Origin of the sequence: Blautia sp. DFI.1.216, from assembly GCF_020594215.1 — a bacterium.
Classification (GTDB): Bacteria; Bacillota; Clostridia; order Lachnospirales; family Lachnospiraceae; genus Blautia_A; species Blautia_A wexlerae.
The window spans coordinates 1-15067 of record NZ_JAJDML010000029.1 but is presented as its reverse complement, the minus strand read 5'-3'; the positions used below and the strand labels follow the sequence as shown (position 1 = coordinate 15067).

Annotated in this window: 19 protein-coding genes and 2 pseudogenes; 17 read left to right on the top strand and 4 right to left on the bottom strand. The window is 37.6% G+C overall.

Features of this window, described 5'->3' with window-relative positions; genetic code table 11:
- Window positions 1-4: 4 nt before the first annotated feature.
- Window positions 5-481: a TnpV protein gene (locus LJE11_RS11920; RefSeq protein ID WP_008793036.1), complete on the top strand. Its 477-nt coding sequence runs from the start codon at window positions 5-7 to the stop codon at window positions 479-481.
- 464 nt (window positions 482-945) lie between these two features.
- Here the strand turns inward: LJE11_RS11920 and rlmN are convergent, their stop codons facing one another.
- Together rlmN and LJE11_RS11910 are read right to left on the bottom strand one after the other, a co-directional pair.
- On the bottom strand, window positions 946-1935 hold the full coding sequence (gene rlmN / locus LJE11_RS11915; protein ID WP_002569187.1) for a 23S rRNA (adenine(2503)-C(2))-methyltransferase RlmN: 990 nt from the start codon (window positions 1933-1935) through the stop codon (window positions 946-948).
- A 23-nt stretch (window positions 1936-1958) separates the two neighbouring features.
- Window positions 1959-2138 (bottom strand): cysteine-rich KTR domain-containing protein, encoded by a 180-nt coding sequence (locus LJE11_RS11910; protein WP_002588768.1) that lies wholly within the window; start codon window positions 2136-2138, stop codon window positions 1959-1961.
- A 384-nt stretch (window positions 2139-2522) separates the two neighbouring features.
- Between LJE11_RS11910 and LJE11_RS11905 the strand changes: the two are divergent.
- Both LJE11_RS11905 and LJE11_RS11900 read left to right on the top strand, forming a co-directional pair.
- A pseudogene (locus LJE11_RS11905) lies at window positions 2523-2738 on the top strand (helix-turn-helix domain-containing protein); the annotation flags it as partial.
- Between the two features lie 32 nt (window positions 2739-2770).
- On the top strand, window positions 2771-3655 hold the full coding sequence (locus LJE11_RS11900) for an XRE family transcriptional regulator (RefSeq protein WP_226799365.1): 885 nt from the start codon (window positions 2771-2773) through the stop codon (window positions 3653-3655).
- 843 nt (window positions 3656-4498) lie between these two features.
- Here the strand turns inward: LJE11_RS11900 and LJE11_RS11895 are convergent.
- On the bottom strand, window positions 4499-5113 hold the full coding sequence (locus tag LJE11_RS11895; protein WP_227097291.1) for a helix-turn-helix domain-containing protein: 615 nt from the start codon (window positions 5111-5113) through the stop codon (window positions 4499-4501).
- A gap of 159 nt (window positions 5114-5272) precedes the next feature.
- On the opposite strand from LJE11_RS11895, the gene LJE11_RS11890 reads away from it, so the two are divergent.
- The 12 genes from LJE11_RS11890 (at window position 5273) to LJE11_RS11835 (ending at window position 13200) form a co-directional block, all read left to right on the top strand.
- The gene (locus tag LJE11_RS11890) at window positions 5273-5467 is read left to right on the top strand and encodes a hypothetical protein (RefSeq protein ID WP_008373524.1); all 195 of its coding nucleotides are present in this window, start codon (window positions 5273-5275) and stop codon (window positions 5465-5467) included.
- Window positions 5468-5481: 14 nt separating this feature from the next.
- Window positions 5482-6699 (top strand): site-specific integrase, encoded by a 1218-nt coding sequence (locus LJE11_RS11885; RefSeq protein ID WP_173792153.1) that lies wholly within the window; start codon window positions 5482-5484, stop codon window positions 6697-6699.
- Window positions 6671-7672, top strand: coding sequence for an AAA family ATPase (locus LJE11_RS11880; RefSeq protein WP_227296017.1), 1002 nt, complete (start codon window positions 6671-6673; stop codon window positions 7670-7672). Before LJE11_RS11885 ends, LJE11_RS11880 begins: the two co-directional genes overlap by 29 nt.
- Window positions 7673-7787: 115 nt before the next feature.
- Window positions 7788-8021, top strand: a complete 234-nt coding sequence (locus LJE11_RS11875; protein WP_330412578.1) for a complexin-2 — start codon at window positions 7788-7790, stop codon at window positions 8019-8021.
- 150 nt (window positions 8022-8171) lie between these two features.
- Window positions 8172-8399 carry a DUF5348 domain-containing protein gene (locus tag LJE11_RS11870; RefSeq protein WP_008373529.1) on the top strand — a complete coding sequence of 76 codons (228 nt, stop codon included), beginning with the start codon at window positions 8172-8174 and terminating at the stop codon, window positions 8397-8399.
- A gap of 199 nt (window positions 8400-8598) precedes the next feature.
- On the top strand, window positions 8599-10017 hold the full coding sequence (locus LJE11_RS11865; RefSeq protein WP_276513514.1) for a plasmid recombination protein: 1419 nt from the start codon (window positions 8599-8601) through the stop codon (window positions 10015-10017).
- Window positions 10018-10020: 3 nt separating this feature from the next.
- The gene (locus LJE11_RS11860; RefSeq protein WP_161285592.1) at window positions 10021-10395 is read left to right on the top strand and encodes a TnpV protein; all 375 of its coding nucleotides are present in this window, start codon (window positions 10021-10023) and stop codon (window positions 10393-10395) included.
- 283 nt (window positions 10396-10678) lie between these two features.
- Window positions 10679-11095, top strand: coding sequence for a YjdF family protein (locus LJE11_RS11855; protein WP_161285591.1), 417 nt, complete (start codon window positions 10679-10681; stop codon window positions 11093-11095).
- Window positions 11096-11142: 47 nt separating this feature from the next.
- The gene (locus LJE11_RS11850; RefSeq protein ID WP_008373560.1) at window positions 11143-11340 is read left to right on the top strand and encodes a zinc ribbon domain-containing protein; all 198 of its coding nucleotides are present in this window, start codon (window positions 11143-11145) and stop codon (window positions 11338-11340) included.
- Window positions 11341-11398: 58 nt separating this feature from the next.
- Window positions 11399-11731, top strand: a complete 333-nt coding sequence (locus tag LJE11_RS11845) for a DUF3784 domain-containing protein (RefSeq protein ID WP_161285590.1) — start codon at window positions 11399-11401, stop codon at window positions 11729-11731.
- A gap of 41 nt (window positions 11732-11772) precedes the next feature.
- Window positions 11773-12093 carry a DUF3784 domain-containing protein gene (locus LJE11_RS11840; protein ID WP_227296014.1) on the top strand — a complete coding sequence of 107 codons (321 nt, stop codon included), beginning with the start codon at window positions 11773-11775 and terminating at the stop codon, window positions 12091-12093.
- A 150-nt stretch (window positions 12094-12243) separates the two neighbouring features.
- Window positions 12244-13200 carry a helix-turn-helix domain-containing protein gene (locus tag LJE11_RS11835; RefSeq protein WP_227296011.1) on the top strand — a complete coding sequence of 319 codons (957 nt, stop codon included), beginning with the start codon at window positions 12244-12246 and terminating at the stop codon, window positions 13198-13200.
- A gap of 405 nt (window positions 13201-13605) precedes the next feature.
- On the opposite strand, the gene LJE11_RS11830 is transcribed toward LJE11_RS11835, so the two are convergent.
- Window positions 13606-13824 (bottom strand): hypothetical protein, encoded by a 219-nt coding sequence (locus tag LJE11_RS11830; protein WP_019163084.1) that lies wholly within the window; start codon window positions 13822-13824, stop codon window positions 13606-13608.
- Between the two features lie 132 nt (window positions 13825-13956).
- On the opposite strand from LJE11_RS11830, the pseudogene LJE11_RS20410 reads away from it, so the two are divergent.
- Together LJE11_RS20410 and LJE11_RS11820 are read left to right on the top strand one after the other, a co-directional pair.
- A pseudogene (locus LJE11_RS20410) lies at window positions 13957-14601 on the top strand (AAA family ATPase); the annotation flags it as partial.
- A 38-nt stretch (window positions 14602-14639) separates the two neighbouring features.
- Window positions 14640-14972 carry a TnpV protein gene (locus tag LJE11_RS11820; protein WP_186993973.1) on the top strand — a complete coding sequence of 111 codons (333 nt, stop codon included), beginning with the start codon at window positions 14640-14642 and terminating at the stop codon, window positions 14970-14972.
- Window positions 14973-15067 lie beyond the last annotated feature (95 nt).

Below are 15067 nucleotides of genomic sequence, written 5' to 3'. Positions count from 1 at the left end.
GATTATGGAAACACACATTTATGATGAAAAGAACGGATTAAGCTATACTTTGCATGGAGATTATTATTTGCCGGATTTGGTATTGAATGAAGAAGAACCGATATATGGGAAATATGGAATGCTGAGGAAACAGTTTCTGAAGGAACACAGATTAGCAAAATATCAATATTTGTTGTTGACTGGAAAGCTGACGGAACACCTGAATCAAATTGATCAGGAGAGCAGAGAGCAGGTGGAAATGCTTATGGAACAGATGGCAGAAAAACAGGGCGTAACTGAAGAATTAAAGGTACAGAATCGGACGAAGTGGGTTAGACTGATGAATAATATAAAAGCTAGTGCAGAAGAAATGGTGTTGAAACTTCTGAAAAGCACATTGTTTGTAAAACTCCCTGCTATTAGGTTCCACATTCTCACCTCCTTTCTCGTTGGAAAGTTGGTGGTGCTTCCCCCTTTTCGCGGGGCAATACGGCGTTTTTGAAAAACGCCGAAGATTTTTTGAAATTTTTTCAAAAAATTTTTTGAGCAGCAAAATACGCCTGTCCGAAAAGCCCGGACAGGCGTATAGGTATTGTAAGCAGTATTTAGATGATTAGACAGTTCATAGTCAAGGGTAGAGAGGTTCCCGGCGGTGGTCGGGCTTTTTTTGATATGTCAATGACCGTCGGATTTTGTCGATAGGGTATGTGCTTCATGGCGGCTACCTCCTTTAGCCGCCGCTTTTAACAGTGATACCGCGTCATTTCATTAGAAGATAAAAAGAAACGGCGGCTTTGATTTTTCAAAGCTGCTGCGGAAATCAAAGAACGACAAGCAACAGTTCTGATTTTGCTCCAATATGGTTATTAGGGGCACAAATTAAAATCAAAAAAGAGCCGATAACAGCAGTATTTCAAACTGCATATTATCGGCTCTGCGTCTGTGCGTCTGGCTCTTTTAATTAAATTATTTCTGTTGTTTTTTGGCTTTATTATATGTATTAGCTAACTGTCCACAAGCTGCTTTAATCTCTCTACCATGAGAAACTCTCATGGTAACTTCAAGTCCTGTTTGCTCTAATTGATGTTTGAACGCAACCATTTCTTGTTTTTGTGGTGCTCTAATTTTTGAATTACTCGTCGGGTTGTATTGCAGCACGTTAATCATAACATTTTTGCCCTTAAACCATTTTGCAAGTTGCCTTATATCTGAGGAACGGTCATTTATACCTGGTAAAAGCAAATACGCAAATACCACTTTTCGATTATGCCTTTGAGAATAGGACAATGCTTGCTTAACAACATCTTCAATAGCGTACATGTGCATATGAGGAATGATACAGTTTCTCGCAGCCTGTGTTGCTGCATGTAAAGATATTGTCAACTGAATTTTTAGATGTTCTTCGCGCAATTTTTTTAATTGATTAACTGGACCAACTGTTGATACGGTAATGCCGTCGGTTGGAAAGTTAAGTCCATTTCTATCTCGAAGAATATGGATTGCTGCAATCAAGTTGTCGTAATTGAATAAAGGTTCTCCCATTCCCATAAAAACGATACGATTTACTTTTTGACGTATCAATACAACCTGCTGCACAATTTCAGACGGTGTTAGATTACGAACAAAACCATTGCGTCCGGACTCACAAAAAATACAGCCAACAGAACAACCAACTTGCGTACTTACGCAAACAGTCCCACCATCTCGCCGTTTAATAAAAACCGTTTCAATATACCTGTTATCTTTCAATTCATAAACATACTTTTCAGTATCGCTACTTTTATAGACTTTTTTTGTTGATATTGATAGATTTTCTTTGTGAAATGGCTGTTTATACAATTCCGTATATAAGGCTCTTGCTTTATCCTCTCCAATTACTTCCGACATTTCTTTGTAAGTAAATCCGTATGGGTCATTCAATATTTCCGTAGGTGTACTTTTAGGTAAGTGTTTCATTTAAATATCCTTCCTTTTCAAAATTAAAAAGTTTGTTTTTCAGAGTTTTTGATTATGATTTCTAGTTTTTCAACATCAACGATATGCGTTAATTTACATTTAGGGCAGAAAAGAGGAAAATTTCTTAATACCGTATTATAAAATACTTGAACCCTCGTCTTTCCGTTACAAATTGGACATTTTATCCAATATTTTTCAAGCATAATATTTCTCCTTTTGCGCAAAAAAATGCAGGTCAATTCTCAACATGAGCATTGACCTGCATTTATACATATAATACTACAACAAAATTAAGGCATAGTTTTTATACTATGTCTATACGTCGTTAGTTTTGTTGTATAGCATACGCAAAATAAGCATGACAAAAAAGCCCATATTGAAAATGGGAAAAATCTTTTTTGATTTCAATGCTTATCGAATACGCATGCTATGTAACATAAACATTCCCCCCCTTTTATATAATATTATATACAAAAGCAGCTTGTTGTCAACATATATATATATGAATTATTTTGGCTAACTGATAGAACTATGTAGACATATCCAAGAAGAAAGGGGAACAGTAAAATGTAAGAGGGTGAATAACTATGGCAAAAAGACCAGTACCAAAATACGACTTCAAGGCTTTTGGGGCAGCGATAAAGGCAGCGCGTGAAGGACGCAAGGAAAGCCGCAAGAAAGTAGGCGACGAAATGTTTATCTCGCCGCGCTACCTTGCGAACATTGAGAACAAGGGGCAGCACCCAAGTTTACAGATATTCTTTGAGCTGATACAGCGTTACCATATATCCGTATCTCATTACTTCCAGCTTTGGCACGACTATTGAAAATTGATATGAATGAATTGTTTTCGTTTCATGAAGAATTGACAGAAAAAGAGATTGGACAATTTGTGAATGAACTTTCGGAAGTTTCATTGGACAGCTTTACAGAGGCTTTCGAGATGGCATCTCGTAAAATACAGGAGTATCCTCATTGCGACTTATTAATATATACGATCGCAACCGTTCTGAACGGATCTTTGACTTTGTCAGATCTTAATGACGAAGAACGAATGGAATATAATACAGCTATTATTGAGTGGCTGGAACGAACAGCAGATAGTCAGGATGAAAGAGTGAGAAATTCAAGCGTTTTTATACTTGCAACAAAATATGTCCAAATGGAGAAATATGAAGAAGCAAATGCCCTTTTGAAAAAAATTCCTGATACTGTAATTGATGCAACGATTATGAAAACAAGTGTATTAGCACATCAGGAAGGAACAGATACTGCTGCATTATTCTTAGAAGGGAAATTGCTACAGGCAGTTATCAATATCCAAAGCTACTTGTATAAGTTAATAGAAATGGAAGAAGAGACAGGAAATCATGATAAAGCAGAGAAAATTGCTGAGATTACAGATCACATGATATCATTGTTTGGACTATGGAATTATGGCAACACAGTTCCATATCTGCTGATTGCTGGATATCGAAAAGATGTAGAAAAATGTATCCAGTTAATTAAGCGATTATTAAGTGAATCACAGAAGCCTTGGAATATGACACAATCCCCTTTGTATTACAGGTATGAAGATACTGCACAGGGAAAAGCTTTTTCGGGACTTGGAAAAAATTTTGTTCGTGAATTGTATTCGGAAATTGAAAATAAGAAAGAGTATGAATTCTTGAGGGGGAATAAGGAACTCGAATCAATTTTTGAGGAACACTTGAAATAGGTTGTAAAAATGTATGGAAATAGATGTAGTTGAGAAAGAAGAAAATTTTTGACATTTCCACAGATGCGTGCTAATATGATTATAGAAAAAGAGTGCTACCGATAGACGGTTAGTCCACATACTTATTGATTACAAAAATAACCGTTCAGTTTGCAGGCTGGGGCGGTTATTTTTGTGGTTTATGATTATCTTTGCCTAATGTATATCCGATACTAAAGCAGGTTAAGCCGAAGCTCACTACTGCTATGAAGTCCACAATACTCATTGGCTTAGCCCTCCTTTCCACTGGATTCCTTTACAGGTTTCTATGTAATCAGAGGGTCACAGTCCCTCTGGAGAAGGACTAACCGCCTACCGTTATGGTAGCACCCATGTTTCGATTATAACAGTTAAAAATTACCGGTGCAATATAAAGTTGGTAGAGAAGTATCTAGTATCTACAGAAGAGAATCGGTTTGAGTATTCTCCGGTGCCAAAACGGTGCCAAGAAATCAGGCAAATAAAAATAGATGGTGCAAATCAGCCGTTTTTCACTGTATTTTGGATAGAAAACCATAAAAAATATGAGGTAAAACGGGATTAAAGTATCGTGAAGGTGGACGTACTGTAGGATCAGGACGTGTTGCTACAATCATCGAGTAATCACTGACTAATATATATTGAGTACCGCAAGGTACATTGTGTCCAAACGTAAGATACCCCGGAACCGTAAGGTTTCCGGGGTTTTTCTGTTGAACAGAAGATTAAAATAAGGCTGTAAAGAATAGCGAATAAATTAAAAACAGGCAGGTATGGGAAGAAAATGAAAACCTTCGCATATCTGCCTGTGATACTGTTATGATACTATTTCTGTTCGTTATTGGAAAATTTCTGTGTTAAAAGTTCATCTCGTTTACGGATTCGTGTCTCAAAATCCAGTTCTTCAATTTCTTTATGGGTGACGGGTTTGGAAGTGTAGTATTCCAACGTCTGTTTCTTCCACATATCAAACATATCTTTACCTGTGAAATAAGATTCCAGGCTTTCTCTGTTCTCCTGCAGATCGGCAAGAAAATTACACATATCTGCATTTAAAGAGTGTTCCGGATCATTTCCATAAAAGCGAAGTCCGGCATACCATTTCTGTGTTTCTGTTTCTATATCACCGGGAAATTTATTATTTATATCCAGTTCATACCGGAGTTCATTGGATTCATTCATCTGCAATAAAACCCAAATAATATCGCTGAGAGTAGAAATCTGTACTTTATTTTCAGATAATCCAAATAACCAGTCCAGTGAGACATGAAATTTCTGAGCAATAGTCAATAACACATCATTGGAGGGAGTAACCACACCATTTTCATAACTGGATAAAGTTGACTGACGTATACCGATAGCTGCGGAAAAGTTTTTCTGATTCATCTTCAGATCAGTTCGCAGCTCTTTTATTTTTTCTGAAATAGATGATTCCTGCATATTATCCACCTCCTTAAAAGCTATGATTAGTATATCACAAATGATAAAAATCAACAATATAGAAAAATATCATTCATACAGATAAAAATTATTGACAATGATTATTTAAAATGATATAGTATCAGTGAAAATGATAATTATAGATAAGGAGGAAATGATATGCAGAGACAGAACTATATGATTACAGCGGAAGAAGTTGCAGAGAGCATGGGGATTTCACTTGGATATGCTTACAAACTGCTTCGCAAACTGAACAAAGAGCTTGCAGATCAGGGATATGTAACCGTTTCGGGCAAGATACCGAGGGCATTCTGGGAAAAGAAATTTTATGGATATTCCCAGATTGCAATGTAAGGGGGTGAGAAAGTATGGCAGCATACAAAGATGAAGAAAGAGGAACCTGGTATGTTTCATTTTATTATGAGGACTGGACAGGAGCCAAAAAGCGAAAAGTAAAAAGAGGATTCCGCACTAAGAAAGAAGCATTAAATTTTGAAGCGGAGTATAAAAGAACAGCGAAAGCAGACATGGATATGACAATGGGAGAGTTTGTAGAAGTCTACTTCCGAGACAAGTCTCAGTCATTGAAGGACAGGAGTATCAAGAACAAAAGAGATACGATGAATGCTCAACTGTTACCGTATTTTAAGGACAGACCGATGAACAGTATCACACCAGCAGAGATTATCCAGTGGCAGAATACGATTATTGAAAAAGGATATTCAGATGATTATCTGAAAACAATACAGAATCAGATGACGGCATTGTTCAATCATGCGAAGAATATCTACAATCTGGCAGATAATCCCTGTGACAAAGTAAAACGTATGGGAAAGACTTCAAAAAAGAAAATGAAGTTTTGGACAATTGAAGAATATCGGCAGTTTATGACCGGAATCGAACCGGGAAGCAAATATTATGTGCTGTTTGAATTATTATTCTGGACAGGAGCGAGAGAAGGCGAAGCACTCAGCATTACACCTGCTGACATTGATTTTGAAAGGAATCTACTTCATATCAATAAAACTTACTACCGTATGCATGGAGAGGACGTGATTACATCTCCCAAAACAGAAGAATCGAACCGTACGATTTCCATACCGGAATTTCTGAAAAAAGAGATTCAGGACTATATTAGCAGACTGTATGAGTTGCCCGAAGATGAACGGATTTTTCCAATGGTTCATGAAGCGGTACAGCATAAGTTAAAACAGGTGGTTCAAAAGACCGGAGTAAAAAAGATAAGAGTACACGACATTCGTCACAGTCATGCGGCATTTCTGATTAATAAGGGAGTGCAACCATTGATGATTAAAGAAAGGTTTGGACATACGGACATTCGCATTACATTGAATACTTATGGGCACTTATATCCAGATCAGCAGAAAGTGGTGGCAGATATGCTGGATGATGAAAATATAAAAAGCTCCGGAAGTACGAACAACCGGAGCAATGTGACAAATGGGGACGAATCCACAAATGTCAACCCTAGACAAGTTGATTATAGCAGGGATTCTTCCAGAGAACAACAGAGAATTGGCGAGAACAGTTGGGAAAATGGAGGAATTTATGGAACAGAGAAATGAGAATAAAACAGAATTGAAAATGATAAAGATGTCAGATGTCCAGTCTCAGACAGTGGACTGGCTCTGGTATCCATATATCCCTTATGGGAAATTAACGATCATTCAGGGTGATCCGGGCGATGGAAAAACTACGCTGATATTAAATATTGCAGCGAGATTGTCTAAAGGAGAAGGTCTGGATAACGATATGAAAGTAACAGAACCAGTAAATATTATTTATCAGACAGCGGAAGATGGGCTGGCAGATACGGTAAAACCCAGACTGGAGCTGGCAGAAGCGGTCTGTGAAAGAATCATGGTTATAGATGAAACAGAAAAATCACTTTCCATGATAGATGAGAGACTGGAAACTGCTATCAAACGGACTGGTGCGAGAGTGCTTATTTTAGATCCGATTCAGGCATACCTTGGAGGAACAATGGATATGAACCGGGCAAATGAAGCAAGGGATATGACAAAAAGATTGAGCTTGCTGGCAGAAAAGTATAAATGTGCAATTTTATTAATCGGACATATGAATAAAGCTGGTGGAAATAAAGCTGCATATAGAGGAATGGGTTCGATTGACTTTTTTGCAGTAGCCAGAAGCGTATTACTGGTAGGAAGAATAGAGGGAGAACCGGACTTAAGAGCAGTGGTTCAGATTAAAAATAATCTGGCTGCATTTGGACATTCCAAAGCATTTCGCCTGACAGAAACCGGATTTGAGTGGATAGGTGACTATGAAATCACAGCAGATGAGGTGCTTGGTGGAATTGCCCCAAAGGTAAATAAACTGGAACAGGCAAAGAAGATGCTGAGGGAACTGGCAAAAACATCAGCTTCTGTGCAAAGCAGTGAAATCTTTGATAAGGCAGAAGAGTTGAATATTTCTAAAAGAACACTGGAAAATGCAAAAAAGGAACTTGGAATTAAGGCAAGACGAATCGGTAATTCATGGTATTGGGATTTAGATAAAGTTAAGCCGGAATAAATTAAGGGTGCAACATTGCAGAGTATATAGAAAATGCGGAATTAAAATGCAAGGTTGCAATCTGTAAAGACATTGTAGTGTTGCGTCCTTACATAAATTGTAAGAAGGTGAGAACTTGAAAAACGTTATGATTCCAGAGGAGTTATTTGGAAAGATTATAAAATATCATTTACTGGATCAGGAACAGGAAGCAGATGATATAAGAAAAGGTTTAGAGAAAAAACTGGATGCAATGGTAAATCGTGAGGTATACAGTAAATCCAAAACTGCACCAACAGAAGAAGAACGGGAAAAGTTCCGGCAGGAGTATCTGGACAGAAAAGGAATGCAAGAGAGCTTTCGATGGTAACAGTTCTTATTGACTATCTTTTTACAGGAGCGTGTCACGCACCTGTGAGAAGTAAACAAGGAGAAAGTTGGTAAGGTGCAGACGGAAAACTATGGCTGGAATGTGAGATTACTGTAAATTTGATAGTTGTGAAGAAGGGAGAAAGATATAATGAAACAGGGAAGATTAGGATATAACAGCAGTAATGACAGATATGGATTGTTGGCATCAGACTTATGGATTGATACGGGATTTCACTGTGGAGAAGGTCTTGAGGTGCTGGTTGATGATAAGTGGGTACGGACAAGAATGGAGATGAATCCGGCAAGAGAATGGTATCTGGTGGGAACATCATATTGCGGAGATCTGGAATATGTACAGGCAAGAATACCGGAATAATTTGATTGGATAGCCCCCGGCAGGGCGCAAGGGTACTTTTGATGGACGGTACGGCTGTCGAAAGTGCTTTTGCGTTACTTTTGACAAAAGTAACAAAACCGCCGTATCCGGCGAAAGTTTCTTAATATCGCCATGACTGGCGTAAATAAAAATTATGTGTCATATCTGGCACTTGCTCAGAGAAGAGGTGAGAAATATTATGATAAAACGAACAATTAGCGGTATGATTGGGAAAGGCTCTCTGGCTCATAACAGGAGAGAGTTTTTCGCAGAGAATGTAGAACCGGACAGAGTACAATTAAATATTTGTTACCAGAATGAAAATCTGAAGGAAGTCTATAAAGAGTTATTTGATGATGCTGTGGGGAGATACAACATCGGAAAAAGAAAAGATCGGCAGATTACAAATTACTATGAAAAAATCCGGCAGGGAAAACAGGAAAAATTGTTCCATGAAGTGATTTTCCAGATTGGAAATCGAGAAGATATGGCTGTCGGAACAGCAGAAGGAGGTCAGGCTGTAAAAGTACTGGATGAGTATGTAAAGGACTTCCAGAAACGGAATCCAACGCTACGGGTATTTGGTTGTTATCTACATCAGGATGAAGCTACGCCACATCTACATATTGATTTTATTCCTTATGTAACTGATTGGAAAGGAAAAGGAATGGACACCAGAGTTTCGCTGAAACAGGCATTAAAAAGTCTTGGATTTCAAGGTGGGAATAAGCATGATACTGAGTTAAACCAGTGGATGAACCATGAAAAAGAAGTTCTGGCAGGGATTGCAAAACAACATGGCATTGAATGGGAACAGAAAGGTACTCATGAGGAACATTTGGATGTTTATAACTTCAAGAAGAAAGAACGAAAAAAGGAAGTACAGGAGCTGGAGCAGGAGAAAGAGTATCTAACTGCAGAAAATGAAGAACTGACAGCACAGATTGCGGAATCCAGAGCAGATATCCAGATTTTAAAAGACGATAAGGAACAGGCAATTAGGGAGAAGCAAGAAGCAGAACAAAGGGCAGAGGACGTAGAAAAAGAACTAAAAAGTCTGGAAGATCGACGGAATGTGCTACAACCAATTATGGATAATGCCAGTAAGGAAATAAAAGAATATGGAATGATTAAGACGTTTTTACCGGAGGCAGGAACATTTGAACGTGCAGTACCTTACAGGGAGAATAAAATCAAGCCATTGTTTATCAAGATGAAAAATCAGATTGCTGCATTAGCTGGAAAGGTTGTAGAACTTAACAAAATGGTAGAAAGTTGGAAAAATAAATATCAAAAATCTGTTGAGGAATGTGATAATATCCAGAAACAGTTAGACGATGTACGTAAGGAAAATGGAAAATTATCAAATGATAATCAACGTTTACAGGAGACTTCGGACAGATATGACAGAGTGGTGCGTATTCTGGGAACAGAAGTTGTAGAGGATGTAGTGCAGCAGGATATTAAAGAACAAAAGGAATTGGAAGAGCAGCGTCGAATGGAACAAATGCCAAAGGGAAGCGTTCTGAAACAGTTGGAATGGGCAACTCAAAAGAGCCAGATTGAAAACCAACAACGTAAGAAAAATAAAACAAAATACAAAGGATTGGAGATTTAGACTATGAAAAAACAGATTTATGATGAGAAAAATGGAATGAGCTATACGTTGCATGGAGATTACTATTTGCCGGATCTGGTTTTAAGAGAAGAAGAACCGACATATGGAAAATATGGAATGTTACGAAAGCAGTTCTTAAAAGAACACAGATCAGCAAGATATCAATACATGTTATTGACCGGAAAATTGAATGAACATCTGAATCAGATCGATCAGGAAGTCAGAGAACAGGTGGAAATGCTTATGAAACAGATGGTAGAAAAACAGGGTGTAACTGAAGAATTAAAGGTACAGGATCAGATGAAGTGGGTTAGGTTAATGAATAATATAAAAGCCAGTGCAGAAGAGATTGTATTGAAAAACCTGGTATGTGTGTGATTGTAAGTGACAGTCGATAAGATTGCCCTTTTACACTTTTGTATATATTAGAATAGCACTTTAGAAAGCACTATGGTAAAATAAAGTGAAGGTAAATCGAAAGTTACCGAATTAAGTTAATCGTGCCATATGGCTTGGTTATCAAAACAAAGATAAAAACGCAACGTGCATCTTTGATGTGCCAGAGCCGGTAGGTAGCCCGGCCGTCCTATGTAAATAGGGTAAGTAACCTGCCCCTCCGGGTTGTCCATTCTTTGCCCAATAAATTTTAGGAGGGATTTTTATGGACAAAGTAAATGGAAAACTGACGGTATATTTTGAAGAACCATTTTGGGTAGGTATATTTGAGCGTATTGAAGATGGAAAATTATCTGTGGCAAAGGTAACATTTGGTGCAGAACCAAAAGATTATGAAGTGCAGGAATATGTTCAAAAATACTATTTTGGTTTGAAATTCAGTCCAGCTGTTGAAGCTATTGTAAAGGATATAAAAAGAAATCCGAAACGGATGCAGCGTGCAGCAAAAAAACAGATACTGGAAACTGGCATTGGCACAAAATCGCAACAAGCGTTGAAATTACAACAGGAACAGAACAAGCAGGAGCGTAAAGAAAAAAAAAGAAAGAAAAAAGAGGCGGAAGAACAGCGAATGTTTGAACTAAAACAGCGAAAGAAAAGAGAAAAGCATAAGGGACATTAAAAGTCCTTTGGGCTTTTTCTCAAATTCGGGATTTGAAGGTATAAACAATGAGGAAATGTGAAAAGTGTGGAGCAAGTATGAAATTAGATTTAAGACTTAAAGTTAATGGCGGTGGCTATGGGATGGTTGTTCGTGTAGATGAAAAACAAAAGGCGACAACTATAGATGATGTTAGAGTTGCAGTCTGCCCAGAATGTGGCTATACAGAAATGTATTTAGAGGATTTAACGAAATTGAAATCTTAAAAGACAACTTTCAGATTTTTAGAATTAAGAAAAACGGAATTTAGGGAGGGGTCTATAATTGAAATTAGCAGATTTAGCAACAGGTTCTGATTGGATAGTGTGGATTGTCTTTGTAATATTTGCTGTACTTTCTATAGTTTTACTTTCTGGACACGGAAGCTGGTTTATTTCTGGATATAATGCAGCTTCAAAAGAAGAAAAGAAAAAATATGATGAAAAGAAGTTATGCAGAACAATGGGAGTTGGAATGTCTATTATAGCAATTCTTGCATTAATTATGGGCTTGCTTGAAAATATTTTGCCTGCATTTTTTGTATATATTGCATTGGGAATCATTGTAGTTGATGTCGTGGTTATTATCATTTTAGAAAACACACTATGCAAAAAGTAATAACTTCTGGTTTGAGGAATTGACTGAAAGGAAGGCATTATATGTTCTATATTTATATTATTTTTGACTTTGCAATGGCAGTGATTATGCTTTTATTTGGAATATGGTTTTATAGGTCAAAGGGACAAGCATCTAAATTCTTGTCTGGTTATAATATGAAATCAGCAGAAGAACGAAAGAAATATGATGAAAATGCTATGTGTAAGGTGTATGGGAAAAGAATGATATTTATGTCAATTCCTTTTATTGCAGGAATGATTATAGGCATTTGGTATCCGGAAATCGGTTGTTTAATTGCATGGGCGATATGGTTTGTTATGTTTATTCAGTTGCTTATAGACAGACATAAAAGAGAAAGTTAATTTATAGAGGAATAGAATGTTTTCGAGGTGAAAATACCGTTGATTTGTTTTAGACATACGATGTCTAGTTGAAAATTAGCGGATTCTCGTTTTATGTCGTGGTAATTTTGGTATATATTGGTAAGCTGTAAGTGGAAGAGAGGTAGAGACATGGATACAAAAAAGATTGGAGCTTTTTTAAAGCAATGTCGTAAAGAAAAGAAGCTTACACAAGAGCAGCTTGCTGAAAAGTTTGGAGTATCTGCAAGAACAGTTTCCAGATGGGAAACAGGAATAAATATGCCAGATCTCAGTATACTTGTTCAACTTGCTGAATATTACGATGTTGAGATGAGAGAGCTCCTGGATGGAGAAAGGAGCCAGACTATGAATAAAGAGATGAAAGAAACACTGGACAAAGTTGCGGTGTATGAAGAATGGGTGAAACAAAAAGCATTAAAGGCTGGAAATCTTGCATTTGCATCAATGTTTGTGATTAGTGTGTTAGCGATTATTATTCAGATGTTATTAACGGTGGATATTCGCTTGGTTTTAGGAGAGACAGCAACTGCTTTGGTAGGAGGAATCCTGTACGCCTCTATTATGGTGTACAATGGAATATGGGATAAATGTTTGCCAAAAAGTGCTACTAGATGGCGAGATTTTTTCACCAGTGTGATATTTGCAGGAATTTTTACCGTCATCTATGGTGTATGCTTATTCAGAATGGGAGCTACAGAAACACAGATAACACGATTAGCATTGGGATTTCTGATTGGTATTACTATTGTGGCATTTATTATTCTTAGGCTCTTGGCATTTATTAATCGAAAAAGAAACCAGAATTCGTCAAATGTTCAGGAGAAAAAGGAAACTTCCCTATCTAAGGTAGAATGGACAAAAATTTATAATGCACAGAATATAGTAGAGACAGAACAACTTGTAGAAATGTTAAAGCAAAATGGAATAGCAGCTTTTTCACAGGAAGCAGGTGCGAATGTTGCAATGCATGGGGCACCTGGATTTGGAATATATGGTGTGGATATATTCGTGAAAACCGATGATGCAGAGAAGGCAGTACAGCTGATTAAGGAGATTAATAACCAAGAGAATGAAGAAAATTTTTGACATTTTCACACATGCGTGCTAATATGATTATAGATAAAGAGTGCTACCGATAGACGGTTAGTCCACATACTTAATTGATTAAAAATAACCGTTCAGTTTGCGAGGCTGGGGCGGTTATTTTTGTGTCTTGTTATTATCTTTGCCGAATGTGTATCCGGCACAAAAGCAGGTGATGCCGAAGCTCACGACTGCAATAAAGTCCACAATACTCATTGGCTTAGCCCTCCTTTCCAGTGGATTCTCTTTCGAGTTTCTATGTAATCAGAGGGTCACAGTCCCTCTGCTGAAGGACTAACCGCCTACCGTTATGATAGCACCCATGTTTCGATTATAACAGTCAAGGTGGGAATCTGCAACCGGAAAGTTGACAGCTCATGAAAATCTGGCTGTGATACTGTTATGATACTATTTCTGTTCGTTATTGGAAAATTTCTGTGTTAAAAGTTCATCTCGTTTACGGATTCGTGTCTCAAAATCCAGTTCTTCAATTTCTTTATGGGTGACAGGTTTGGAAGTGTAGTATTCCAACGTCTGCTTTTTCCACATATCAAACATATCTTTGCCTGTGAAATAAGATTCCAGGCTTTCTCTGTTCTCCTGCAGATCAGCAAGAAAATTACACATATCTGCGTTTAAAGAATGTTCCGGATTATTTCCATAAAAGCGAAGTCCGGCATACCATTTCTGTGTTTCTGTTTCTATATCACCGGGAAGTTTATTATTTATATCCAGTTCATACCAGAGTTCATTGGATTCATGATTGATGAGAGAATGGAATCTGCTATCAAACAGACTGGTGCGAGAGTGCTTATTTTAGATCCGATTCAGGCATACCTTGGAGGAACAATGGATATGAACCGGGCAAATGAAGCAAGGGATATGACAAAAAGATTGAGCTTGCTGGCAGAAAAGTATAAATGTGCAATTTTATTAATCGGACACATGAATAAAGCTGGGGGAAATAAAGCTGCACATAGAGGAATGGGTTCGATTGACTTTTTTGCGGTAGCCAGGAGCGTATTACTGGTATGAAGAATAGAGGGAGAATCGGATTTAATAGCAGTGGTTCAGATTAAAAATAATCTGGCTGCATTTGGGCATTCCAAAGCATTTCACCTGACAGAAACAGGATTTGAGTGGATAGGTGACTATGAAATCACAGCAGATGAGGTGCTTGGTGGAATTGCCCCAAAGGTAAATAAACTGGAACAGGCAAAGAAGATGCTGAGGGAACTGGCAAAAACATCAGCTTCTGTGCAAAGCAGTGAAATCTTTGATAAGGCAGAAGAGTTGAATATTTCTAAAAGAACACTGGAAAATGCAAAAAAGGAACTTGGAATTAAGGCAAGACGAATCGGTAATTCATGGTATTGGGATTTAGATAAAGTTAAGCCGGAATAAATTAAGGGTGCAACATTGCAGAGTATGAGAAAAACGGAATGAGTTATACGTTGCATGGAGATTACTATTTGCCGGATCTGGTTTTGAACGAAGCAGAACCGACATATGGAATGTTACGAAAGCAGTTCTTAAAAGAACACAGATCAGCAAGGTATCAGTATCTGTTATTGACTGGAAAACTGAATGAACATCTGAACCAGACAGATCAGGAAGCCAGAGAACAGGTGGAAATGCTTATGAAACAGATGGCAGAAAAAAAGGGTGTAACTGAAGAATTAAAGGTACAGGATCAGATGAAGTGGGTTGGGTTAATGAATAATATAAAAGTTAGTGCAGAAGAGATTATATTGAAAAACATGGTATATGTGTGAGTGTGATAGAAGAGATCGCGTTACTGTTCACATGCCACTGTCCCGCGAGGTGTTTTGGCATAAATATGCCAAAATCCCGAGACATACAAGCCAAA

Coding starts and splice junctions, on each gene's coding strand:
- LJE11_RS11920 (WP_008793036.1), top strand. CDS start 5: ATGGAAACACACATTTATGATGAAAAGAACGGATTAAGCTATACTTTG.
- rlmN (WP_002569187.1), bottom strand. CDS start 1,935: ATGAAACACTTACCTAAAAGTACACCTACGGAAATATTGAATGACCCA.
- LJE11_RS11910 (WP_002588768.1), bottom strand. CDS start 2,138: ATGCTTGAAAAATATTGGATAAAATGTCCAATTTGTAACGGAAAGACG.
- LJE11_RS11900 (WP_226799365.1), top strand. CDS start 2,771: ATGAATGAATTGTTTTCGTTTCATGAAGAATTGACAGAAAAAGAGATT.
- LJE11_RS11895 (WP_227097291.1), bottom strand. CDS start 5,113: ATGCAGGAATCATCTATTTCAGAAAAAATAAAAGAGCTGCGAACTGAT.
- LJE11_RS11890 (WP_008373524.1), top strand. CDS start 5,273: ATGCAGAGACAGAACTATATGATTACAGCGGAAGAAGTTGCAGAGAGC.
- LJE11_RS11885 (WP_173792153.1), top strand. CDS start 5,482: ATGGCAGCATACAAAGATGAAGAAAGAGGAACCTGGTATGTTTCATTT.
- LJE11_RS11880 (WP_227296017.1), top strand. CDS start 6,671: ATGGAGGAATTTATGGAACAGAGAAATGAGAATAAAACAGAATTGAAA.
- LJE11_RS11870 (WP_008373529.1), top strand. CDS start 8,172: ATGAAACAGGGAAGATTAGGATATAACAGCAGTAATGACAGATATGGA.
- LJE11_RS11865 (WP_276513514.1), top strand. CDS start 8,599: ATGATAAAACGAACAATTAGCGGTATGATTGGGAAAGGCTCTCTGGCT.
- LJE11_RS11860 (WP_161285592.1), top strand. CDS start 10,021: ATGAAAAAACAGATTTATGATGAGAAAAATGGAATGAGCTATACGTTG.
- LJE11_RS11855 (WP_161285591.1), top strand. CDS start 10,679: ATGGACAAAGTAAATGGAAAACTGACGGTATATTTTGAAGAACCATTT.
- LJE11_RS11850 (WP_008373560.1), top strand. CDS start 11,143: ATGAGGAAATGTGAAAAGTGTGGAGCAAGTATGAAATTAGATTTAAGA.
- LJE11_RS11840 (WP_227296014.1), top strand. CDS start 11,773: ATGTTCTATATTTATATTATTTTTGACTTTGCAATGGCAGTGATTATG.
- LJE11_RS11835 (WP_227296011.1), top strand. CDS start 12,244: ATGGATACAAAAAAGATTGGAGCTTTTTTAAAGCAATGTCGTAAAGAA.
- LJE11_RS11830 (WP_019163084.1), bottom strand. CDS start 13,824: ATGTGTAATTTTCTTGCTGATCTGCAGGAGAACAGAGAAAGCCTGGAA.
- LJE11_RS11820 (WP_186993973.1), top strand. CDS start 14,640: ATGAGTTATACGTTGCATGGAGATTACTATTTGCCGGATCTGGTTTTG.